Source organism: Guptibacillus hwajinpoensis (genome assembly GCF_020524165.1).
Taxonomy (GTDB): Bacteria; Bacillota; Bacilli; order Bacillales; family Guptibacillaceae; genus Guptibacillus; species Guptibacillus hwajinpoensis_D.
The window spans coordinates 553,492-576,147 of the sequence record NZ_JAIVKU010000003.1 but is presented as its reverse complement, the minus strand read 5'-3'; the positions used below and the strand labels follow the sequence as shown (position 1 = coordinate 576,147).

The 22,656-nt window shown below is 39.4% G+C and carries 19 protein-coding genes and 1 other annotated feature; of the genes, 8 read left to right on the top strand and 11 right to left on the bottom strand.

The window, feature by feature from the left end:
• Positions 1–5 precede the first annotated feature (5 nt).
• Positions 6–1,325, top strand: coding sequence for a branched-chain amino acid transport system II carrier protein (gene brnQ / locus LC090_RS06095; RefSeq protein WP_226656269.1), 1,320 nt, complete (start codon positions 6–8; stop codon positions 1,323–1,325).
• Positions 1,326–1,411: 86 nt separating this feature from the next.
• On the opposite strand, the gene ezrA is transcribed toward brnQ, so the two are convergent.
• A complete protein-coding gene (gene ezrA / locus LC090_RS06090) occupies positions 1,412–3,109 on the bottom strand; it encodes a septation ring formation regulator EzrA (RefSeq protein WP_226656267.1) in 1,698 nt (565 codons plus the stop codon).
• Between the two features lie 223 nt (positions 3,110–3,332).
• Here ezrA and hisJ point away from each other — a divergent pair, with 223 nt between their 5' ends.
• Positions 3,333–4,166 carry a histidinol-phosphatase HisJ gene (gene hisJ, locus LC090_RS06085; RefSeq protein WP_226656265.1) on the top strand — a complete coding sequence of 278 codons (834 nt, stop codon included), beginning with the start codon at positions 3,333–3,335 and terminating at the stop codon, positions 4,164–4,166.
• Here hisJ and refZ read toward each other — a convergent pair.
• Positions 4,153–4,806, bottom strand: a complete 654-nt coding sequence (gene refZ, locus LC090_RS06080) for a forespore capture DNA-binding protein RefZ (protein WP_226656263.1) — start codon at positions 4,804–4,806, stop codon at positions 4,153–4,155. The genes hisJ and refZ overlap by 14 nt on opposite strands.
• 151 nt (positions 4,807–4,957) lie before the next feature.
• Between refZ and LC090_RS06075 the strand changes: the two genes are divergently transcribed.
• Positions 4,958–5,443: a GAF domain-containing protein gene (locus LC090_RS06075; protein ID WP_226656261.1), complete on the top strand. Its 486-nt coding sequence runs from the start codon at positions 4,958–4,960 to the stop codon at positions 5,441–5,443.
• A gap of 78 nt (positions 5,444–5,521) precedes the next feature.
• Here the strand turns inward: LC090_RS06075 and megL are convergent, their stop codons facing one another.
• Positions 5,522–6,706, bottom strand: a complete 1,185-nt coding sequence (gene megL / locus LC090_RS06070) for a methionine gamma-lyase (protein WP_226656259.1) — start codon at positions 6,704–6,706, stop codon at positions 5,522–5,524.
• A gap of 345 nt (positions 6,707–7,051) precedes the next feature.
• On the opposite strand from megL, the gene rpsD reads away from it, so the two are divergent.
• Complete coding sequence (gene rpsD, locus LC090_RS06065) at positions 7,052–7,654, top strand: 30S ribosomal protein S4 (protein WP_136948553.1); 603 nt, start codon at positions 7,052–7,054, stop codon at positions 7,652–7,654.
• Between the two features lie 107 nt (positions 7,655–7,761).
• Here rpsD and tyrS read toward each other — a convergent pair whose 3' ends face one another.
• Entirely contained in the window at positions 7,762–9,027 is a 1,266-nt protein-coding gene (tyrS, locus tag LC090_RS06060) for a tyrosine--tRNA ligase (protein WP_226656255.1), read from the bottom strand.
• A gap of 76 nt (positions 9,028–9,103) precedes the next feature.
• Positions 9,104–9,325, bottom strand: a binding site (T-box leader).
• A gap of 140 nt (positions 9,326–9,465) precedes the next feature.
• Between tyrS and LC090_RS06055 the strand changes: the two genes are divergently transcribed.
• Entirely contained in the window at positions 9,466–12,597 is a 3,132-nt protein-coding gene (locus LC090_RS06055; RefSeq protein WP_226656253.1) for a transglycosylase domain-containing protein, read from the top strand.
• A 42-nt stretch (positions 12,598–12,639) separates the two neighbouring features.
• Here LC090_RS06055 and acsA read toward each other — a convergent pair whose 3' ends face one another.
• On the bottom strand, positions 12,640–14,355 hold the full coding sequence (gene acsA, locus LC090_RS06050; protein WP_226656251.1) for an acetate--CoA ligase: 1,716 nt from the start codon (positions 14,353–14,355) through the stop codon (positions 12,640–12,642).
• 165 nt (positions 14,356–14,520) lie between these two features.
• Between acsA and LC090_RS06045 the strand changes: the two genes are divergently transcribed.
• From LC090_RS06045 to LC090_RS06035, 3 genes are read left to right on the top strand one after another with little or no spacing between them, the layout of a single operon-like run.
• Positions 14,521–15,153, top strand: coding sequence for a GNAT family N-acetyltransferase (locus LC090_RS06045; RefSeq protein ID WP_226656249.1), 633 nt, complete (start codon positions 14,521–14,523; stop codon positions 15,151–15,153).
• Positions 15,154–15,175: 22 nt separating this feature from the next.
• Entirely contained in the window at positions 15,176–15,823 is a 648-nt protein-coding gene (locus LC090_RS06040) for an acetoin utilization AcuB family protein (protein WP_226656246.1), read from the top strand.
• Positions 15,820–16,971 (top strand): acetoin utilization protein AcuC, encoded by a 1,152-nt coding sequence (locus LC090_RS06035; RefSeq protein ID WP_226656244.1) that lies wholly within the window; start codon positions 15,820–15,822, stop codon positions 16,969–16,971. Before LC090_RS06040 ends, LC090_RS06035 begins: the two co-directional genes overlap by 4 nt.
• Before the next feature lie 27 nt (positions 16,972–16,998).
• Here the strand turns inward: LC090_RS06035 and ccpA are convergent, their stop codons facing one another.
• From ccpA to murC, 6 genes are all read right to left on the bottom strand, one after another.
• Positions 16,999–18,009 (bottom strand): catabolite control protein A, encoded by a 1,011-nt coding sequence (gene ccpA / locus LC090_RS06030; protein WP_224593076.1) that lies wholly within the window; start codon positions 18,007–18,009, stop codon positions 16,999–17,001.
• Between the two features lie 368 nt (positions 18,010–18,377).
• Complete coding sequence (locus LC090_RS06025; RefSeq protein ID WP_226656242.1) at positions 18,378–19,478, bottom strand: bifunctional 3-deoxy-7-phosphoheptulonate synthase/chorismate mutase; 1,101 nt, start codon at positions 19,476–19,478, stop codon at positions 18,378–18,380.
• A 144-nt stretch (positions 19,479–19,622) separates the two neighbouring features.
• Positions 19,623–19,958: a bacillithiol system redox-active protein YtxJ gene (gene ytxJ / locus LC090_RS06020; protein WP_226656239.1), complete on the bottom strand. Its 336-nt coding sequence runs from the start codon at positions 19,956–19,958 to the stop codon at positions 19,623–19,625.
• 103 nt (positions 19,959–20,061) lie between these two features.
• Positions 20,062–20,478 carry a YtxH domain-containing protein gene (locus LC090_RS06015; protein WP_226656237.1) on the bottom strand — a complete coding sequence of 139 codons (417 nt, stop codon included), beginning with the start codon at positions 20,476–20,478 and terminating at the stop codon, positions 20,062–20,064.
• Between the two features lie 12 nt (positions 20,479–20,490).
• On the bottom strand, positions 20,491–20,934 hold the full coding sequence (locus LC090_RS06010; protein ID WP_098444566.1) for a DUF948 domain-containing protein: 444 nt from the start codon (positions 20,932–20,934) through the stop codon (positions 20,491–20,493).
• 232 nt (positions 20,935–21,166) lie between these two features.
• Positions 21,167–22,471 (bottom strand): UDP-N-acetylmuramate--L-alanine ligase, encoded by a 1,305-nt coding sequence (murC, locus tag LC090_RS06005; RefSeq protein WP_226656235.1) that lies wholly within the window; start codon positions 22,469–22,471, stop codon positions 21,167–21,169.
• Positions 22,472–22,656 lie beyond the last annotated feature (185 nt).

Sequence of the window (22,656 nt, the reverse complement as noted above, 5' to 3'; positions counted from 1 at the left end):
CCATTATGAAACTAAAATTATCTAATAAGGACATATTCACAATTGGATTAATGCTATTTGCGCTTTTCTTGGGAGCGGGAAATATGATCTTCCCTCCAGCGCTTGGACACTCTGCAGGTGAAAACGTTTGGACGGCGACAGCTGGATTTCTTATTACAGGCGTAGGACTCCCTCTTCTTGGCGTAACAGCAATTGGATTAACAGGAGGAAGCTTGAGAGATATCGCTTCTAAAGTCCACCCACTTTTTGGACTTATATTTACGGCGGTTCTCTATCTGGCAATCGGCCCATTCTTTGGCATACCACGTACTGGAACGGTTGCTTTCGAAATTGGGATTGTTCCATTTCTAAATGAATCAACAAATGTAAATGGCCTGCCGTTGTTTCTCTATACGCTTATCTTTTTTGGATTAACATTCTGGTTGTCATTAAACCCTACTCGATTAGTAGACCGCGTTGGAAAAATACTTACTCCACTGTTGATTTTAGTACTAGGTAGTTTAATTATCGGAGCATTTATTAATCCTCCTGGGCCTTTATCAACGCCTTCACCCAACTATGAAAGCGGCGTTTTCTTTAAAGGTTTTATTGAAGGATATCTTACGATGGACGCAATTGCAGCTCTTGTATTCGGGATTGTCGTCATACAAGCAGTTAACGCAAAAGGAATCTCTGATCGTAAAACCGTTTCAATTGCTGTTCTTAAAGCTGGCATTTTGGCAGCAATTGGATTAACAGCGATTTATCTTTCATTGGCGTACATCGGTGCAACAAGTACATCCCTTGTCGGCTCTGCGAATAATGGAGGAGAAATTTTATCCAGCATTGCAAGCTACCTATTTGGTACATTCGGAACCCTTTTACTCGGCGCGGCAATTACCTTCGCCTGTTTAACAACATCAGTTGGTCTCGTAACAGCGTGCGGAGAATATTTTTCTAAAACGTATTCAAAACTTTCTTATAAAACAGTCATTTTAATCGTTACTCTATTTAGTACATTGGTCGCTAATCTCGGTCTCACACAGCTAATTACATTTACTTTGCCTGTTCTGATCGCCATTTATCCGATCGCCATTGTCTTAATTTTCCTCACATTTATTAATAATGTCCTTCCTCTTCACCACTATGTGTATAGGGGAGCAATAATCTTAACAATCTTCATAAGTGTCCCAAATGCTCTAGAAGGAGCGGGGATTGTTCTACCAGGTATGGGAATGATGGCATCGTTACCTCTTTATAGTGAAGGCGTTGGGTGGATTATTCCAGCTCTTGTGGGAGCTGGAATTGGACTTCTACTCTCTAAAACAGGTAGCAGAAAATCGTAATTCAAAAACGCAGGCAAAGTTGCCTGCGTTTTTTCGTTGTTATTTATATAAGTGAAGCTAAAAAAAAGCTCTCCTCGAAAGGAGAGCTAAGATTTCACAGGTTCTCTTACATCTTCTTTGAGAGATTGAAGTACCTGTGGGTCTACTTTTTCAATGGCTGCTTCCGCAGTGGAAAGTGCATCATCATATTCATATTTCCTAAAGTGATCTTCTGCTTTTTGGAGCAATTCATCCACACTTCGATATTTTCCACGATAACGATTTCCAAACTGGATTAATCGTTCCGTTAAAACAGCGTCTTCCACAAGCTTCTTCGTAATTTCTGTGCTATGTTCAACTGCACGTTCTGCGTCGCTTAGCACTTCGTTAATTTGATAAATATCAAGCGGGACATCTGAAAGACGTTCGCTTAATTCAATAATGATATCCTCTGCTAATTCATAACCATCGAGATAGGATTCAGGAATGCCTGGTAAATTACTTAATTTCATCATCCTTCTCGACTCAATTAACTTCCGCTTCAAGTCTTTGATCGTCTCAAGTGCTTTCAATTCATCTCGCCTAAGCATATGCAAGTTTTCTTTCTGAATTTGCATTTCGTGATCGATCGTTGCAAGATCTTGTTTCAGGGAGAGCACTGTTTCAGCTAGTGTCGTATATGCCTGCTGATTGCCTTCCACCGCTTCCTGAACGGCATTAAATCGAATATGCATATCTGAAATTTTCATTTCAATATCTTTTACCATATTTAGTTCTTGTTCCTCTAACCGATAGCTTAGTTGAACCACATTCGTTTCTTCCTGTAAATCTTGAAGGTGTGAATTGGTTTTGAACAACTCATGCTCTAATTCTTCTACCTTCTCAGTAACAAGATGCCTTGCATCAACCTCAGATTCTAATTGGTCATAAAGACCTTCAATGCTTCTTCGTACTGTATCGATTTCTGATTTCATGTTTTCGACTTCAGTTTTCTCAATCGATGATTCCCACCGAATTAGATCTGACTCTACCTGATCAATATGATCCTGAATTTCTAAGTGATCAAGAACATACCCTTCAGATGCCATTGCAGCAGTTCCATCTTCAAGTTCCTTTAATTGAGAAGGTATTTGCGTATGAACTAGGGCAATCAATTCTGGCGTTATAGCGATTTTATCCTGAACGGCCGTTAATCGCTCTTGAATGTCGATTAACACGCTTCTTGCCTCAAGATAGTTTCCTTCTTCTGTCAACTGTTCATAATGTTTAAGGTTCTGTTTCAGCTCTTCAAGCTCTGTATCAAGGGTTGGAAAAGCTTTTCCAAGAGAACGATTCTGCGACAGAAGACGCTGTTTTGCTTCTCTAAATAATTCTTGTACCGAGATGATATCCGTTCGGTTTTGTTCTTCGCTTGAAACTAATTCATTAATATCTTCCAACATCAATTCAATTCGCTTCTCGATTTGCTCTAACCGTTCATGAGTTTCAACGAGTGTAGCTTTTGCTTTACGAAAACGATATTTCTCAGCAGCTTCTTCTGTATCCATAAGCTGTTCTTCTAGATTAGGAAGTTTAACTGCAACGATTTCGTCCCACTCTTCCCGCCACTTTTCAAATTTCTCTTCCGTTTGACCTGACATCGTTAATCCCTTCACTTTCGAGATCTCATCAGTTACAGGTCTATTCAAAATATCAATCTTCCATTCTTCTAGTCGATCGATTTCATTGTATATTTTCCTTCTAGCAAAAGTGCCATATAATATGACGGCAATTAGTAAAATAATCGCAATGACAATATACTCCAACGGAAGCACCCCTTCTTCCACATCATCAATTTATGTATGCATGCTCATTAAGCAGTCTAAATCATCAGATATAGATCGTTTGTAAACAAATATGTAGGAAATTCATTAATGTTTTTATGATACCATGTAATTACCTCTTTGACTAAATAAATTCAATATTCGACATCTAAAATCCTTGATTATATTATAAACTTTTTCATTTTTTGAAAGAAGGTGCTTTAGAATGAGTATTTCATATGATGGTCACATCCACTCTCCTTTCTGTCCACATGGTTCCACCGACCAATTAGAAGAGTATGTAGAAGCAGCACTTCAAGCAGGTTATAAAGGAATGACCTTTACAGAACACGCTCCTCTACCAAAAAGATTCATTGATCCAGTCCCAAATAAGGACAGCGGAATGGAATGGGAAGTTGTCCATAGCTATTTTAATTCCATTCAACAACTGAAGGAAAAGTATAGGGGCTTAATTGAAATTAATAGCGGACTTGAAGTCGATTATGTTGAAGGGTATGAGGAAGATACAAAACAATTACTCGATTCGATTGGCCCATATTTAGATGATGCTATTCTTTCTGTCCACTTTATTAAACAAGGCGATGAATATACCTGTGTTGACTATAGTCCTGAAACCTTTAATGACTTGGTTCACTCGCTGGGATCGATTGAGACGGTTCATAAAAAATATTATGAAACTGTATTAAAGTCCGTTTACTCAAATTTAGGAAATTTCAAACCTACACGAATGGGTCATATCACTCTCGTCAATAAATTCCAAAAAAAATATCCATTTAAAAATGAATTTAATACAGAAATCACAAGTATCCTTGATGCGATTAAGGAGATGGGCTATTCCCTAGACTATAATGGTGCCGGAACAGTAAAGCCACTTTGCGGCGAACCTTATCCAAGCGATCAAGTCGTTCAAGAAGCGTTAAAACGAGAAATCCCTCTCGTCTATGGCTCTGATGCCCATAGTGCAAAAGGGATTGGTCAGGGAGCAGATCGGCTGATCACTCATTTGCTCCAAAAGCCAAATATATTCAACCATTCATAACAAGCGGGCGCTCGTCCCACTTCTTGTCCTTACAAACAGTTAATTGAATCCATTCATTTAACTGTTTGTTATATTTTTCAATAAAATAACGTTCATTTGGTTGAATGTGATGCACTTCAAGAATATATTGAGGATGTAAAAAAGGCATCGAAAGCATCCCTTTCATTTGCATCACAAGGTAATCAATTGGTTGAGGTCGAAATTCCTTTCTTGCAAAACCCACTTCAAAAATCCTCGTGAAATAATACTTTTCTTTCGAAAGATAAGTGGTCATGATTTCACGAACAAGAACAGAATCGAAAGTAATTTCTCGGTGTACAAATCGAGCTAATTGTCTATTCAAGTATTGATATTCCATCACGCGGTGAATTGCTTCAATTAAACAGGACTTCGCCGAACGCCCCTCAAGTTGTTGATAAGCCATTTCGATCTCACTTACGTACCCCTCTAGAAAAGAAGTCATCAAAAACTCTGCTAATCCCTTTTTTCCATTAAAATAATAAGAGATCAATGCAACGTTCACATCAGCTTTACTCGCAATATCACGAACTGAAGTACCGTGAAATCCTTTCGTATTAAAGAGTTGAATGGCGGCCTGGATGACACTTCGCTTCGATGCTGTATCTCGATCCTGTTTCATTAGGAACCACCTCCAAAGAGTTCGATCATAACTAATTGATTCGTTAATACTCCGTCTATCCCTTTAATTATCGTACGACAAAATATGTGTATTAATCAGCAAAATTTGATATGATATTCATAATTTCGAGTTAAGGAAGAGGTGTTTTGACATGTTTGAAGTCGAATCCTATTCAGGGAAGAGAGAAAAAGACTATCAAATGGTAATTAAACAATTAAGAGCGTTGCTTGATGGCGAAACGAACCAGCTTGCTAATCTTGCAAATGCTTCTGCTTTACTAAATCAGTTTTTATCAGATGTGAACTGGGTTGGTTTTTATTTATATGAAAAAGAATCCGATCAACTTGTTTTAGGCCCGTTCCAGGGACTACCTGCTTGTGTCAGAATTCAAAATGGAAAAGGCGTATGCGGTACAGCCTCCAAAGAAGGCAAAACCATGAGAATTGAAAATGTTCATGAGTTCCCTGGACATATCGCCTGTGATGCCGCATCTCAATCCGAAATAGTTGTACCTATGTTTTCTAATGATACCCTTCTTGGAGTTCTTGATATCGACAGCCCTAAAGTGGGGCGCTTTGATGAAGTAGATCAAGAGTATTTAGAAAAATTCACTGTAGCATTGCAAGATTACCTCTAAAAGGAAGTTTATATCCATTTACAAAAACCTCCAAATTAACAAACGTCCGTTGAGGAATATTCCAACGGACGTTTGTTTTTATCTTTCAAGCGCTTGCTCGATATCCTCCCAAATGTCTTCCCATGCTTCAAGTCCAATCGAAAGACGAATGAGCGATTCACTAATTCCCATTCTTTTCCTCTCTTCTTCAGGAACAACTGCGTGTGTCATTGTGGCCGGATGCTGAATTAACGTTTCTGCATCACCAAGACTAACCGCAATTTTAATCATTCTTAGGTGATTCATAAAATTTTGCGCTTCCTGTTTACCACCATTTATTTCAAAGCTTATTAATCCACCCGGGCTTTTCATCTGCTTTTGTGCAATCAAAAAAGAAGGTGATTCTTCTTGCCCTGGATACATCACGTTAGTTACTGCCGAATGTTCATTCAACTTTTCGACTACGCTTCTAGCATTCGCGCAGTGACGATCCATCCGGATAGGGAGAGTCTTTAATCCTCGAAGAAGCAACCATGCATCAAAAGGAGAAAGAATGCCTCCGATATCTTTTTGCGTACTCTTTGCAATTGAAGTAATCGTCCCTTGATCACTCACGACAAGTCCTGCTACTACATCACCATGGCCTCCAATGTATTTGGTAGCACTGTGTAAAACAATATCACATCCAAATTCCAATGGCCGTTGTAAATAGGGTGTTGAAAATGTGTTATCTACCACTACCTTAATTCCTTTCTCCTTTGCAACAGAAGAAATCATTTCTAAGTCAATTAATTTGAGTGTTGGATTAATGGGTGTCTCTATATAAATCACTTTCGTATTCGAACGGATTGCCTGTTGGATTTGTTCCATTGAATCGAGCGGAAGCAAGTCATGCTCGATCCCAAACTTTTCTTCTATCATTTTAAGTAAGCCAAATGTACAGCCATACACACCTTCAGAGCAAAGAATATGGTCCCCTGACTTCACAAGATGCATAAGAACCGCGGATACAGCTGCCATGCCTGAACCAAAAGCTAATCCTGCCTCCGCATTCTCAAGAGAAGCAATTCGCTCTTCCAACATTCGAACAGTAGGATTACCTAATCTAGAATAAATGTATCCAGGCTCCTCACCAGCAAACCTTTTTTCACCTGCTTCAGCTGTTTCAAATGTAAAAGTGGATGTTTGGTAGATCGGTGATGCCAGACTATTGTGATGTGATTTTGATTCGTATCCATCATGTATTGTTTTTGTTTCAAAGCGATGCTTTCCTTTCAAAGTCATAACCCCCTGTTATAAAATCGCACATTACACTTTCATTGTAAGCGTTTTCAATTATAAGGTGAAGAGGTATTTATTATTACTACAGTCCGTGCCAGTTCTTCATGTTCATTTAATTTCTACTAAAGTTGACATCTTTAACTGAAAGAGTTACAATTGCATTTGTGTAAAATAAGAATGGGCAGCAGCGTGACGGGCTGCGATTTCATTGTGTTCCTTTTAATAGGTACGCCGCGTACCCTCCGGCTGTCGAGGTGAAGGCGTGTGAAAACACAATGTGCGCAAACCGGAATCACGACACTGTTTTTATTTTATACCAATAATAATGGTATAAAGGAGGAGCTAATTATGGCTCGTTATACAGGACCAAGTTGGAAAATTTCTCGTCGTCTTGGTATTTCTCTAAGTGGAACAGGTAAAGAATTGGAAAAGCGTCCTTACGCTCCAGGTCAACACGGACCTAACCAGCGTAGAAAGCTTTCTGAATATGGACTTCAGCTTCAAGAGAAGCAAAAGCTTCGTCACATGTACGGCATGACTGAGCGTCAATTCCGTCGTCTTTTCGATGATGCTGGTAAAATGAAAGGTGTTCACGGTGAGAACTTCATGATTCTTCTTGAAGCTCGTCTTGACAACCTTGTTTATCGTTTGGGTCTAGCTCGTACTCGCCGTCAGGCTCGTCAGCTAGTTAACCATGGCCACATCACTGTCGATGGCAAACGCGTTGATATCCCTTCTTATCGCGTAGCGACTGGTCAAGTGATCAGCGTTCGTGAGAAGTCAAACAACCTTGACATCATCAAAGAAGCAATCGAAGTAAACAACTTCGTTCCAGAATACCTTACTTTCGATGCAGACAAGCTTGAAGGTACGTTCTCTCGTCTTCCTGAGCGTTCTGAACTTCCTGCTGAAATCACTGAAGCTCTTATCGTTGAGTACTACTCTCGTTAAGCTGTTTCAAAAAACCCCGGAATTTATTCCGGGGTTTTTCTTATGTCAACTGATCAATTAAAGATAACAAAAAGACGCTCAAACTTTGAGCGTCTTCTCTTTACAGATTAATAAGTAAGAAGGAAATATTTCTTTTTCCCTCTTCGAATAATCACGTACTGATTTTCTATTTGATCGTTTTCTGAAATCACTTTGTCCATTTCCTGACAGCGTTCACCATTAATATAAACAGCGCCATTCTTCACGTCTTCTCTTGCCTGACGCTTAGAAGATGAAATTCCTGCTTCGACTAATAAATCAATAAGCCCCTTTTCACGATCTTCTACATGATATGAAGGAACGTCTTTAAAGCCTAAACGGATTTCATCTGCTGTTAATTGCTTAATATCTCCACTGAAAAGAGCTTCCGAAATATTAATTGCCTGTTGAAGCTTATCTTCTCCATGCACAAGCTTCGTTACGTTTTCAGCTAGCGTACGATGCGCTTCTCTTTTTTCTGGTGCTTCTAAATGCTTCTTTTCAATCTCTTTAATTTCGTCAATGCTTAAGAACGTAAAGTAATAAAGAAACTTCACTACATCGCGGTCATCTGTATTAATCCAAAATTGATAGAACTCATATGGAGAAGTTTTATCAGCATCTAACCAGATCGCGCCACCTTCAGATTTACCAAATTTTGATCCATCACTTTTCGTCACAAGCGGGAAGGTTGCACCAAAAGCTTTCGAAGATTCTTCACTTCCTTCTTCTTTACGAATCAATTCAAGACCAGCTGTAATATTTCCCCACTGATCACTGCCTCCAATTTGCAGGCGACAATTCTCTTTCCGATACAGTTGAAGGAAGTCATACGATTGTAGAATCATGTACGTAAACTCAGTAAATGAAATCCCGGCTTCAAGTCGTGACGTTACTGAATCTTTTGCAAGCATGTAGTTTAGACCAAAGTTCTTACCTACATCGCGAAGAAATGGGATAACGTTCAATTCGCCGATCCAGTCATAGTTGTTTACAGCTTTGGCAGCATTCGCTTCTGTTTCGAAATCTAAAAAACGTGCAAGCTGCCCCTGTAATTTGTTTGTCCATTCCTTTACGATATCCTCGGAATTTAAAGTACGTTCATTCGAGCGGCCACTAGGATCACCAATAAGGCCCGTTGCCCCACCAACAAGTGCAATCGGCGTATGACCAGCAAGTTGAAATCTACGAAGTGCCAGTACTGGCAAAAGATGACCAATATGAAGACTATCCGCTGTTGGATCAAAACCTGAATAAAGAGCAATTCGATTTTCATTAAGCTCTTTTTCTAATCCTTCTCGATCTGTTACCTGGTTCAATAGACCCCTTGCTTCTAATTCATCTAAAATGTGCATGTCATCGACTCCCTTTGTTAATCGTGTAGTATTTCCGTTTAATACAGTTATTAAAACACAAAAAAACCCATCCCTAAAAAGGGACGAGTTTGATCGCGGTACCACCCTTGTTGAAGAAAACAGGTTTCTTCCACTCAGTCAGGATAACGGCCTGAACCGTCTAATGCTACGCAGACATTGTCTTTCCCATTAGATGCTCATGGAGGTAATTCGCATTTTCCTTTATACTGGTTCTCACCGACCACCAGCTCTCTGAAAAAGGGAGAAAAAAGCTACTTCATCCAATCACGGCATGTCGTTCATTAAAAAACGCTATTTAAATTAATATCACAAACCAAAAACCATGTCAATTCTAAGCTAACTGAACTTCCTACCAGTTTATACAAATCTCGACGACATATGCTATAATAAATAGGATTAATTTGAGGGGGTATAGGAATGCGAGAGCTTTTTTCTACTATCAGGCAGAAGTGGAACGCGTTCATTGATAGATTACAAGAATACAACATTTTAACCGGCTCCAGAATCGCCTATAAAGTCGTTTGGAATCTTTTTCTTATCTTTATAGTGCTTGGTCTAATGGGCGCCTTTTTCGCCGGTGGTGTTGGTGCGGGGTATTTTGCATCGCTTGTAAAAGATGAACCGATTCGCTCTTACGATGAGATGAAGAATGACGTTTATAACTACGAAGAAACCAGTGAAGTCTATTTTGCTGGAGACGTACTTCTTGGAAACTTCCGCTCAGATATTGAGCGAAAAGAAGTTGAGTTAAAAGACGTTTCTCCTCTTCTACAGAAGGCGGTCATTTCCACAGAAGATGAATATTTTTATGATCATGACGGTATTGTTCCAAAAGCAATTGGACGAGCCGTACTTCAAGAAGTCACGAATTCAGATGATCGCAGTGGTGGGAGTACACTGACCCAGCAGCTCGTAAAAAATCAAATCTTAACAAGAGAAGTTTCATTTGAACGAAAAGCAAAAGAAATGTTGCTCGCGCTTCGACTAGAAAACTTTTTTAATAAAGATGAAATTCTTGAAGCGTATCTTAACATTGTTCCTTATGGACGAAACGCATCGGGTAATAATATTGCTGGGGTTCAAGCCGCGTCACAGGGCATATTTGGCGTCAATGCAAGTGATTTAAACTTGCCACAAGCTGCCTTTATTGCAGGTATTCCCAAAAACCCTTATACATACACCCCATTTACAAATTCGGGTGAGGTAAAAGAAGATCTTTCAGCCGGAATTGAACGGATGGAATTCGTGTTATACCGCATGTATCAAGAAGAAACGATTACCGAAGATGAGTACAACAAGGCGCTAGAATATGATATTGAAAAAAACCTGGCGGACTCTTCACCTTCACCAGTTGAAAAGTATCCATATCTTACCTTTGAAATTGAAGATCGTGCGAAACGCGTTCTTGCTCAGCAGATTGCTGATGAAGAAGGATATGATGGAGAGAAGCTTGCGAAGAGTGTTGACTATTACAACCAAATAACTTATGACGCTAACGTTACTGGAAGATCTGCAACAGAAATAGCTAAGAAAATGGATTTGAAATGGGAAGAAGTTCAAGAAAACTCTGATGTATTTCTCGAATTTATGAGCAATGCAGAGAAAGAACTTCGAAAAAATGGATACAAAATTTACACAACAATTGACAAAGATATTTATGAATCTATGAATACTGCTCGGGATAAAGTCTTAGAAAACGGAAGTTACTTCCAAAGTTCTAAAACAATTTCTGTGCAAAATTCCGAGACAGGGGAACTTGAAAATAAAGAGTTTCCAATGCAAGTAGGTAGTATCTTAATCGAAAATAAAACAGGAAAAATTCTTTCCTTTGTTGGCGGAAGAGACTTTGCTGAAGAAGAACTGAACCATGCGACAGATGCTTATCGCTCTAATGGTTCTACAATGAAACCCTTGCTTGACTATGCACCTGCTATGGAGATTGGAAAGGTTCAGCCTGGCTATATTGTCCCAGACTTACCAATTAAAGAGGGCTACAATCCAGGTAACTATTCATCAAACTATCATGGGCTTGTGACGGCACGTAAAGCGTTAGAAAGATCTTATAACGTTCCAGCGGTTCGAGTTTATAATAAGATGAACCCGGTAGAGGCAACAGATTATTTAGTAAAGATGGGCTTTAGTACAATGACACTTGATGACCGAACCAATCCATCAATGGCAATTGGCGCCCTTCAACGTGGCGTAAGTGTAGAAGAAAATACGAATGCTTTTGGTACATTTGCTAATGGCGGAAAATTTGTCGATGCTTACTTAATTGATAAAATAGTTGACCGTGACGGAAATACGATTTTTGAACAAAAAACAAAGCCCGTTGACGTATTCAGTCCACAAACCGCTTACCTAACGATTGATATGATGCGAGACGTCGTTAATCAAGGGACCGCCCAAGACATTCCAAACAAATTAAAATTCTCTTCTGATTGGGCAGGAAAAACTGGAACAGGTCAGAACTATTATGATTCATGGTTTGTAGCAGTTAATCCTAATGTTTCACTAGGTGTATGGACTGGATACGATAAACAAATCAGTATGGATAGTCAATATGCCAACAGAAACAAAAACTTATGGGCATTATTTGCTAATGCTGCTTATGATAAAAAACCCGAAATAATGGACCCAGAAGAATCATTTAACATGCCAACTGGTATTGTGCAGCGTTCATTCTGTGGCATTTCAGGAAAGCTTGCATCTGACCTTTGTCAGAAGGCTGGCCTTGTCCAAACGGACCTCTTTAATGCAAAGTACGTACCGACAGAAGTTGATGACAGCCTGACTGAAGGACGTTATGTTGTAATCAACGGTAAAACCTATCAGGCACTTAGTTCTACTCCAGCAGAATTTGTGTCTAGCGGCGTAATGATTAAAGAAGATTACTTCTCGGGAGTCGATCTTGCATCACTTTTACCATCCGAATTTAAAAATCTTAATATTGTTTCAGAAGGTGAAACTGCTTCAGAGAATGGAAAAAAACCAGGTGCTGTTGGGGGCGTTTCAATTAGTGGATCAACTCTAAATTGGAGTGCATCCGGTGAAAGCGATATTGTTGGTTATCGCATTTATCGAGCTTCAAACGGTAGTAGTTCCTTTACCAAACTAGGAAGTATCAAAGCATCTGATGGTAGCTCATTCAACATCCCTTCTGGTGCATACGCTTATTACGTTACAGCAGTTGATGTAGCTGGTAACGAATCAGGAGCTTCTGCTAAAGTAACGAGTGGAGATTGGTCAGAAAAACCAGAGCCAAAACCTAAGAAAAAGCCAGAAACAGAACCTTCAACGGATGAAGACAATAATGATGCCTCGTCTAACGAAGAAAACGAAAATGATGCGCCTACGGATAATGAGGATGATGAATCGAGCAATTCAGATGATTCAGCTTCAAATGAAGAAACGACCAATACCGACGGAAATACAAACGATACTAACTCGAGCAATGGAAATAATAGCGGAAACAACAATTCTACAAATGGTGCTGATAGTGGAAATAATTCCAATAGCACCAATAATACAAGCGCTAATGATCAGTAAGAAAACAGCCTGCAGCAATCGCTGCAGGCTGTTTTTGATTACCTAATCTTCCATTGTCGACAAATCACCAGTTGGTAAATCAAGTTCCCATGCTTTTAACACGCGACGCATGATTTTACCACTTCTTGTTTTCGGAAGCTTATCTCTAAATTCAATTTCTCGTGGTGCTGCATGAGCAGCAAGACCTTTTTTCACAAAGTTACGAATCTCCTCCATGAGCTCATCAGATGGCTCATGACCATCTCTCAGTGCTATAAAGGCTTTAATGATTTCACCTCGAACAGGGTCTGGCTTACCAATAACCCCAGCTTCAGCAACCGCTCTGTGTTCAACAAGCTTACTTTCCACCTCAAATGGGCCAACTCTTTCACCAGAAGTCATAATCACATCATCAACTCGACCCTGGAACCAGAAGTATCCGTCCTCATCTTTATAAGCTGAATCACCTGATACGTACCAGTCCCCTTTTAAGAAATAGCTTTCATATTTCTCAGGACGATTCCAGATGGCTCGCATCATTGATGGCCAGCCTTTTTTTATCGCAAGGTTCCCCATTCGATTGGCAGGAAGTTCATTTCCTTGATCATCTACGATCGCTGCATGAACACCTGGAATCGGTTTTCCCATCGATCCTGGCTTTATTTCCATTGATGGATAATTACTGATTAGCTGTGCACCCGTCTCTGTCATCCACCAGTTATCATGTATTCGAAGATCAAGGACTTGATTCCCCCACTTAATAACTTCAGGATTCAATGGCTCCCCTACGCTTAATACATGACGTAAAGAGGAAAGATCATATTTCTTAACAATCTCATCTCCAGCGCCCATTAGCATACGAAAAGCAGTTGGTGCACTATACCATACGGTAACTTCATACTTTTCGATTGTCCCATACCAATCCTCTGGACTAAACCGGCCACCACGAATGACGTTTGACGTTCCGGCAAGCCATGGAGCAAAAATGCCATAAGACGTTCCCGTTACCCAGCCAGGATCCGCTGTACACCAGTAGACATCATCTTCTTTTAGATCAAGTACCCACTTCGCTGTTTGATAGTGTTGCACCATTGCATTATGAACATGAAGAACACCTTTTGGCTTACCTGTTGAACCTGAGGTGTAATGAAGAATCATACCATCTTCACGATCAACCCACTCTATTTTCAACTTCTTTTCCGCTGATTCAAAATGCTTATAAAAGTCTATATAGGGACCTTCTTCTTCCACGTTCTCTCCTACTAGAACAACACTTTCGAGATTTGGAAGCTCCTCAACTGGAACACGTTCAAGTAGCTCAGGTGTGGTAACAAGTACCTTTGCTTCACTATCCTCAAGGCGATCCCTTACTGCGCCTTCCATAAAAGCTTCAAAAAGTGGACCAGCAATGGCACCAAGTTTAAGAGTGCCTAGCAGAATGAAGTATAGTTCTGGAGAGCGTGGCATGAATATAAAAACGCGATCCCCTTTTTCCACATTCACTTTTTTTAGAACGTTCCCTGCCTTGTTACTCATTGTTTTCATTTCACTGTACGTATACTTCTCATCTCGATTTGGGTCAGAAAAATAAAGAGCTACTTTGTTTTTACGATCGGACTCAGCGTGCCTATCAATGGCTTCATACGCCATATTGACATTCCCTGTTTCACTCCAAGTAAATGTTTTCTCCACGTCTTTCCAATCAAAATTTTCATATGTAGCTTCATAATCCTGCAAATTATGATTACCCAATGTAGCAGAAAGCGGTTTCAAATCCATAAGTAATCTCCTCCTTCTCCTTCATGTCTTTCCCTGTTAGTATAACATAAATTCCTAATTTTTTAACAAATGACAAAACTTCAAAAAATACGATTGAAACCCCTTACATTTAGTTTGTTTCATGTATAATAAGAATAGAGACCATTATGAAAAGGTGGTGACTAGATGGAACATCATAAAACGTATAATGCAATTGAGTGGAACACACCTCATGGAAAATTAATTATTGAAGGCCCAATCAGTCCCAATCGCCTGGCATCCTATCATTTACATAAGGATCTTGTCGCATTTCGTCCACCTGAACAACAACATAAAGCACTAGTTGAAATAGCCGGTCTTCCTGAAGGCCGAATTATTGTTGCTAGAGAGAGAGAAACGATCGTCGGGTATGTTACCTTCCTTTATCCGGATCCTCTTGAACGGTGGTCGGAAGGAAAAATGGAAGACTTGATTGAATTAGGAGCGATTGAAGTTATCCCAAAATATCGTAACGCGAAAGTTGGGAAAAGCCTTTTAAAAACCTCATTTATGGACGATGCCATGAACGATTATATTGTGATTACAACTGAGTATTATTGGCATTGGGACCTTAAAGGGACAGGGCTATCAGTCTGGGATTATCGTAAAGTGATGGAGAAAATGATGAATGCAGGAGGTCTTGAATGGTATGCAACGGATGACCCGGAAATCAGTTCTCATCCAGCAAACTGCTTAATGGCCAGGATTGGATCTAGAATTAATCAAGACTCCATTCAAGCATTTGATCGCTTGCGTTTCCATAATCGCTTCATGTACTAAGATTGCAAAGGAGTGAATGAAGTTGGTTATAGAAGAAATAATGAACCGAAATGTGTTTTCTCTTGAAGAGAATCAAACTATCGCGGATGCGATCATTCTTATGAGAGAGAAAAACATTCGTCACCTGCCAATCGTGAATACTGTCGGAGAACTTGTAGGTATTGTTTCGGATCGGGATCTTAAAGATGCTAGTCCATCTATTCTTGACGCAAATCCGAACAAGGAAGTGTTACAATCACAGCTTTCCTCTATTATGAAGAAAAATGTGATTACGGCTCATCCTCTAGATTTCGTTGAAGAAATCTCTACCATTTTCTACGAACAGCGGATTAGTTCCATTCCAATTGTTGAAAATCGAAAAGTGATTGGCATGGTAACTGAGACGGATATGTTACATACGCTTATCCTACTTACAGGGGCACACCAGCCGAGCTCGCATATTGAAGTTCAGGTCGCTAACGTATCTGGACAGCTCGCTGACATTACCCAAATCATAAAAAAACGTAATGTTAACATCATCAGTGTACTTGTTTATCCATGCAGTCATGATGAGAAATACAAAAATATTGTTTTTCGCATACAGACAATGAATCCAACTTCGGTCGTAAATGACATTAAAAAGGAAGGTTATGAGGTTCTCTGGCCAAGCATGCCGGGTGTTCAAAGATGACGTGCGATTCTGTTTTTGTTTACTCCACAGATTACCTTAACTATAAATTTAGTGATGACCATCCTTTCAACCATATTCGTGTTAAACTCACTCAGGATCTTTTAACAGAGATTAAAGCTTTACATGAAACTGATGTGATTGCTCCTCGAATAGCGACTGATGATGAAATTGCTCTTATTCATGACCCAGCATACATTGACGCAGTGAAAAAGGCAGGCAAAGGAAGTCTCGCTTCCTCCGTCGCAACGAACTATGGACTTGGTACTGAAGATACGCCGATTTTTTCAAATATGCATGAAGCAAGTGCACTCATTGTTGGAGGTACGCTTACGGCAGTTGACGCTGTTATGACAGGTAAATCTGATCATGCGCTCAATGTAGGAGGGGGCCTGCATCATGGTTTTCGAGGAAAAGCATCTGGCTTTTGTATCTATAATGATAGTTCCATTGCCATAGAGTACATGAAGAAAAAATATGGTGCCAGAGTTCTTTATGTCGACACGGACGCTCACCACGGGGATGGTGTTCAATGGGCTTTCTATGACGATCCTGACGTTTGTACCTTATCGATTCATGAAACGGGCCGCTACCTATTTCCTGGAACAGGAAACATTAACGAAAAAGGTCAGGGAAAAGGATATGGGTTTTCGTTTAATGTACCCATCGATGCTTTTACTGAAGATGAATCATTTCAGGAAGTTTACGAAGCTTCCTTCAGGAAAGTAATCGATTTTTTTAAACCTGATGTGATTTTAACTCAAAATGGAGCCGATGCTCATTATTATGATCCACTAACTCACCTTTCTGTATCTATGAAAAGCTACGAATTTATTCCTAAGTTAGCTCATCAACTTGCACATGAATACTGTAATGGAAAATGGATTGCTGTTGGTGGAGGCGGATATGACATTTGGAGAGTGGTACCGAGAGCATGGTCCAGGATTTGGCTTGAAATGAAAGGGTTATCAATGACAGGAAGACTCCCACAGCAGTGGTTAGATCGATGGAAACCCCTTTCTCCTCTTACTCTCCCTGAAAATTGGCATGACGAGAATGATTTATACGATCCCATTCCGCGAAAACAAGAAATTACGGAGAAAAACAAGCTAACTTGCGAGCGAGCCCTCTACCAAATAACGAAGGAATAAAAAAACGAGCCAAAATGGCTCGTTTTACTATTCCTCGTTATGAATGGTTGAATTACGATGTTGCAAACGGTGCGGCAATACAACAGTTTGCTCTTCTACTGTTTCTTTATTCATTAATTTCGTTAGCAGACGCATCGCAACAGCTCCGATATCGTACATTGGTTGTACTACAGTAGAAAGTGTTGGTCGAACCATTGTAGCAAGTCTTGTGTTATCAAAGCCAACTACCTCGAAATCTTCCGGTACGTTATATCCATTATCTTGAGCAGCATGAATAACGCCAAGAGCCATTTCATCTGTACCAGCAAAGATAGCTGTAGGCTTCTCATCTAGCTCAAGGAATCCTTCCATCGCTTCAATACCTGAATCATACGTATAGTCACCAATGGCTACACAGTTTTCATCAACTTTCATTCCAGCATCTTCAAGAGCTGTGCGGTATCCAAGGAACTTTTCTTCCCCGTTAATTGGATCTTCAAGTGGACCACTAACAAGACCTATTTTTTTATGTCCCTTTTCAATAAAGCTTGTAACGAGCTCATAAGCCGCCTTCTGATAGTTGATATTAACCGAAGGGATTTCCTGACTCTTTTCAAGCGTAGCGGCTAGTACAATGGGGACAGGAGAGCGCTTAAATTCTTCTACATGCTCCTCAGTAATCTTACCACCCATGAAAACAATACCGTCCACCTGTTTCCCAAGCATTGTATTCAATAAGTGAATTTCTTTTTCTTTGTTTTGATCGGAATTACTTAAAATGATGTTATATTTGTACATTGTCGCTATATCTTCAATACCTCGTGCAAGCTCTGCAAAGAAAATACTTGAGATATCAGGTATGATAACCCCTACAGTAGTCGTTTTCTTACTAGCTAGTCCCCTTGCGACAGCATTAGGACGATATCCAAGTCTTTCAATCGCTTCTAACACTTTCTTTCTAGTGGCAGGCTTTACATTAGGATTACCGTTGACAACCCTTGATACCGTTGCCATCGATACTCCAGCTTCTTTCGCTACGTCATAAATCGTTGTATTCACGATGATCCTCCTTCATGCTCTTACGGACTTTAATTTACTTAATGATACGATACTATCCGTTTGACTGCAAACCAAATCCTTATATCGACTAACACTAATCCATTGTTTTATCCGGGTGAAATTGTCTACAATTGGTATGTAGGATATTTCACAAGTAGATACTGTATTAAAGATAGCATATTTAAAGCGTTTTTGCTTCATATAAGCATAAATTTCACACATAAAATGATAACAGCATACCATTTGTCTTGATTATTACATATGATAACACTCTTACGCTCTTTTATTCCCAATCAATCCCACTTATTGAAATAAATTCACTCCGTTCTTTCATATGAAAGAACGGAGTGCAACAAAAAACCTTCTACTTAAATAGTAGAAGGCGTAACTTTTGCTGGATTGAATAATCCGCTAGCTTTTAGATCTGCAACAAATTGTTCGTATTGTGGAATGTCTAATTGTTGAGCTGCATCTGATAGAGCAACCGCAGGATCTGGATGAACTTCGACCATAATGCCGTCAGCACCAATCGCTAGACCAGCTTTTGCTGCCGGGAATAGAAGATCTTTTCGCCCAGTTGAATGCGTCACATCAACTAAAACTGGCAAATGAGTTTCCTGCTTTAGAATTGGAACAGCCGTAATATCCAGCGTGTTTCGCGTAGCTTTTTCGTACGTTCTGATTCCACGTTCACAAAGCATGACCTGGGTATTTCCGTTCGAAACAATGTACTCTGCAGCATTAATGAATTCCTGTATTGTCGCGGATAACCCTCTCTTAAGGAGAACTGGTTTATCAACAGAACCTGCCGCTTTAAGCAACTCGAAGTTCTGCATGTTACGTGCCCCAATTTGGATCACATCAACGTATTTTACTGCTGTTTCAATATCAGCTGGATTAACAATTTCACTCACGACTGCTAGATCGTACTCATCAGCAACTTGTTTAAGAATCTTCAAACCTTCTTCACCAAGACCCTGGAAATCGTATGGTGATGTACGTGGTTTGAAAGCACCACCGCGCAACATTTTAAATCCTTGCTTCTTAACTGCTTTCGCCACTTCTGCAACTTGCTCATAGCTTTCAACAGCACATGGGCCGGAAATAAGAACCTGGCTGCCATCTCCAACTTTTTCGCCTCTAATATCAATAACCGTGTTATCTGGCTGACGTTTTCTTGAAACTAGTAACGCTTTGCGGTGATCGTCTTCCTGTAGCTCAAGGCTTGCCTTAAAAATTTCCTTGAAGATATGCTGTAGAGTGGAATTATCAAATGGCCCACCATTTTTCTCTGTAAGCATATCAAGCATCTTACGCTCTCGAACAGGGTCAAAACGATTAATTCCCTGTGCTTTCTTTACTCTACCTATCTCTTTCGCAACTTCAGCACGCTCATTAATTAAATCAAGCAGCTGCAAGTTAATCTCGTCTAATTTCTCTCTCAACTCATCAATCTGGATATTAGCCATAATATCTCCACTCCTATCTGTTTAAGTGATTAGGGTTATTATATACGATGAAAAATAAAATGTCACTACTTTTCTTTTAATTCTTAAACGCTTTTAAGCATTAAATCATGTCAGCAAAAAATAAAACGGCTTCACGTCGCCGTTTTATTTAAGAAATTGCTTTGCAGCATCTGTTAAAGAAGTATAAGTGATTCTCCAATGTGAATCATTCCAAACGACTTCATCCCCATTAAAAACAAGCGCCTGAGGTGATTGATGCTTCACTCCGTACGTTTCTGCGATTTCAGTTGATAAAGGGCGAGATTCCTGAACATTTAAATAGTATACTTCTCCTGCCACGTCATCAGAGAACTTTTCAAATTCCTCGAATGCTTGGGCGCTTATTGGACATGTCGTACTATTTTTAAATAATATAAATTGGGTGTGTTCCTCTTTAACCCGCTGTAAATCATCTGAGGTTGTTAGTTTTGTAATGGCCATCATTTGTCCCCTTTCATCTAGCTATACTCTTATTATAAAGAACTTGTGCCTAAATGAAAAAGAAGAAGCATTATGCTTCTTCTTTTTCTGTCTGCTTTCCGTATTAAGGCTTCGTTGGATTTTCCATTGAAGCTGGCTCTTCTTCAGAGAAGTGGTCGTTAAGATCCTGCTGGAAGCTTTCCACATCAGCGTCTGCCTGAGTATGAATTGCTTCATTTTCTTCGGACTCAAGATTACGATCTTTAATCTTTGAGACAATGTTATTTGACTGGTCAGATACCTGCTTGTAGATTGTTGAAGATTTTTCTTTCGCACGATTAGCAAAGTCCGTGCTACGCTCTACTGCAGAATCACGGAATTGTGACGTCTTTTCCTTCACAACTCCAGCTTGTTGGTTAAGGTCGCTTCTAAGCTCTTTACCAGATTTAGGTGCTGATAGTAGTGCAGCAGCAGCTCCTACAATTCCACCAATTAATGAACCAATGATAAAATCCTTTGTGTTAATGTTGTTGTCAGACATTTACATTACCTCCTATGATTTTGAATCAACATATTGATCAGTTGCTTTCTTTTTTACTTGCCACTTTTGCCAAATCTGCATAGCAGCATTGCCCCATTGAACTACTTTTGTAACCTGTTCAGACTGGCGTTCAGCTTCATCCGTTACTTTACCGGTAATATTTTTTAAAGAATGATTCATCTTTCCTAATGATGTTCCAACTTCTTTAACTTGCACAAAGACCGTGTCCAGAGCTTCAGATTTACCCTGAATATCCTCTGCAAGTAAATTTGTCTTATGTAACAGTGCTGTGGTTTCAGTAGTTAACCCATTCATTTGTTTCTCCAGGCTATCAAGTGTTTTTGCAGTGTTACTTAGCGTATCTTTCAAAGACTTCAACGTTTGGGCTACAAAATAAACTAAAACCGCAAACGCAATCGCAATAATAGCAACACTTAAATAAAGAATAATCTCCATGTGCTGGCACCTCCCTTTTCTCCATCTGTTCCCTTCATTTGTCTTTAGTAAACACAAGTTTGTCATTTCACATATGAATGAAAAATGAGTCTACTTTACTACCCTACACCATAATAAATTCGTTACAAGTCTCATTATTCCTTTTTTAATTTTTTTTATAACATAATCTCTTTTATCTATTCAGTGAAATGAATCGTACATAAAAAAAGAAAAGGCTCAAGAGCCTTTTCTTTTAGATGGATGCTTTTTCTGTTTCATATGCTTCTTGATACTTTTGAATATCTCCAGCTCCCATGAAAAGTAGAACGCCACTTTCATGTTCATTTAACTGCTGAATGGATTCTTCTGAGATCATATGAGCATTTGGGATTTTTTCAATTAGCTGATTGATTGATAATTGCCCAGCATCTTCTCGAGCAGATCCGAAAATATCGCATAGATACACAACATCTGCTTCTTTTAATACATCCGCAAATTCATTTAAAAACGTTTTTGTTCTTGTAAAGGTATGTGGCTGGAAAATGGCTACAACTTCACGGTTTGGATATTTCTGATGTGCAGATTCAATAGTCGCTTTAATTTCAGTTGGATGGTGAGCGTAATCATCAATGAGTACCTGACCATCGACTACTTTTTCTGTAAATCTTCTTTTAACACCTTTGAAGTTCGCTAACTGAGCAGCCACTGCATCACCTGGAAGATTTTCATAGTGACAAAGTGCGACTACAGATAAAGCATTCAGCACATTGTGCTTCCCGTACATTGGAATTTGGAACGTCCGATAGTAATCATCACGAACGTGAACGTCAAATGTTGTACCGTTCTCATCAATTTTGATATTTGTCGCTTGAAAATCATTTTGATCATCAAAGCCGTAGAAGACAACTGGTACCTTTGTTTGAATTTGCTGAAGATACGAATCATCACCGTATGCAATAATGCCTTTCTTTACGAGCATCGCCATTTCTTGAAAAGCTGAAAAGACATCATCGACATCTGCAAAATAATCTGGGTGGTCAAAATCAATATTTGTCATAATCGCATAATCCGGCTGATAAGCTAAAAAGTGACGACGGTATTCACATGCTTCAAAAACAAAGTATTGGCTATCCTTTACGCCACTTCCAGTTCCATCTCCAATAAGATAAGATGTTGGTTCTGCTGCTCCAACAACGTGAGATAACAAACCAGTTGTTGATGTTTTACCATGGGAACCTGTTACAGCAATACTAGTGAACTTTTGAATAAAGTCGCCAAGAAATTTATGGTAACGATAGACAGGAAGGTTCATCTCTCTTGCTTTCACTAACTCTTCATGCTGATCATCAAAAGCATTTCCGGCGATAATCGTCATGTCTTCTTTAATATTTTCTTCTCCAAATGGGAGAATAGTAATACCTTTTTGTTCTAAAGCCTCCTGGGTAAAGAATCTCTTCTCTACATCTGAGCCTTGTACACGGTATCCAATATCACTGAGGATTTGTGCAAGAGCGCTCATCCCGGATCCCTTAATGCCAACAAAGTGATATATAGTCATTTCAGAACCTCCACACTTTCATTTCTTCTCCGCTTAACCTTTTTTTAGTATATGATGTTATTACGAGTATGCGCTGCATTTCTTTTCAATACTACATTATAGCAGATAGAGAGACAGGTCTACAATACCATTCATTAAACTAAATGAGTCCTACGGGCGCAAAAAAGACAGGATTGTGTTCCTGT

Excerpts from the sequence above, each read along its gene's own strand:
- brnQ (WP_226656269.1), top strand. The coding sequence starts at position 6 with ATGAAACTAAAATTATCTAATAAGGACATATTCACAATTGGATTAATG.
- hisJ (WP_226656265.1), top strand. The coding sequence starts at position 3,333 with ATGAGTATTTCATATGATGGTCACATCCACTCTCCTTTCTGTCCACAT.
- refZ (WP_226656263.1), bottom strand. The coding sequence starts at position 4,806 with ATGAAACAGGATCGAGATACAGCATCGAAGCGAAGTGTCATCCAGGCC.
- LC090_RS06075 (WP_226656261.1), top strand. The coding sequence starts at position 4,958 with ATGTTTGAAGTCGAATCCTATTCAGGGAAGAGAGAAAAAGACTATCAA.
- megL (WP_226656259.1), bottom strand. The coding sequence starts at position 6,706 with ATGACTTTGAAAGGAAAGCATCGCTTTGAAACAAAAACAATACATGAT.
- rpsD (WP_136948553.1), top strand. The coding sequence starts at position 7,052 with ATGGCTCGTTATACAGGACCAAGTTGGAAAATTTCTCGTCGTCTTGGT.
- tyrS (WP_226656255.1), bottom strand. The coding sequence starts at position 9,027 with ATGCACATTTTAGATGAATTAGAAGCAAGGGGTCTATTGAACCAGGTA.
- LC090_RS06055 (WP_226656253.1), top strand. The coding sequence starts at position 9,466 with ATGCGAGAGCTTTTTTCTACTATCAGGCAGAAGTGGAACGCGTTCATT.
- acsA (WP_226656251.1), bottom strand. The coding sequence starts at position 14,355 with ATGGATTTGAAACCGCTTTCTGCTACATTGGGTAATCATAATTTGCAG.
- LC090_RS06045 (WP_226656249.1), top strand. The coding sequence starts at position 14,521 with ATGGAACATCATAAAACGTATAATGCAATTGAGTGGAACACACCTCAT.
- LC090_RS06035 (WP_226656244.1), top strand. The coding sequence starts at position 15,820 with ATGACGTGCGATTCTGTTTTTGTTTACTCCACAGATTACCTTAACTAT.
- LC090_RS06025 (WP_226656242.1), bottom strand. The coding sequence starts at position 19,478 with ATGGCTAATATCCAGATTGATGAGTTGAGAGAGAAATTAGACGAGATT.
- ytxJ (WP_226656239.1), bottom strand. The coding sequence starts at position 19,958 with ATGGCCATTACAAAACTAACAACCTCAGATGATTTACAGCGGGTTAAA.
- LC090_RS06015 (WP_226656237.1), bottom strand. The coding sequence starts at position 20,478 with ATGTCTGACAACAACATTAACACAAAGGATTTTATCATTGGTTCATTA.
- LC090_RS06010 (WP_098444566.1), bottom strand. The coding sequence starts at position 20,934 with ATGGAGATTATTCTTTATTTAAGTGTTGCTATTATTGCGATTGCGTTT.
- murC (WP_226656235.1), bottom strand. The coding sequence starts at position 22,471 with ATGACTATATATCACTTTGTTGGCATTAAGGGATCCGGGATGAGCGCT.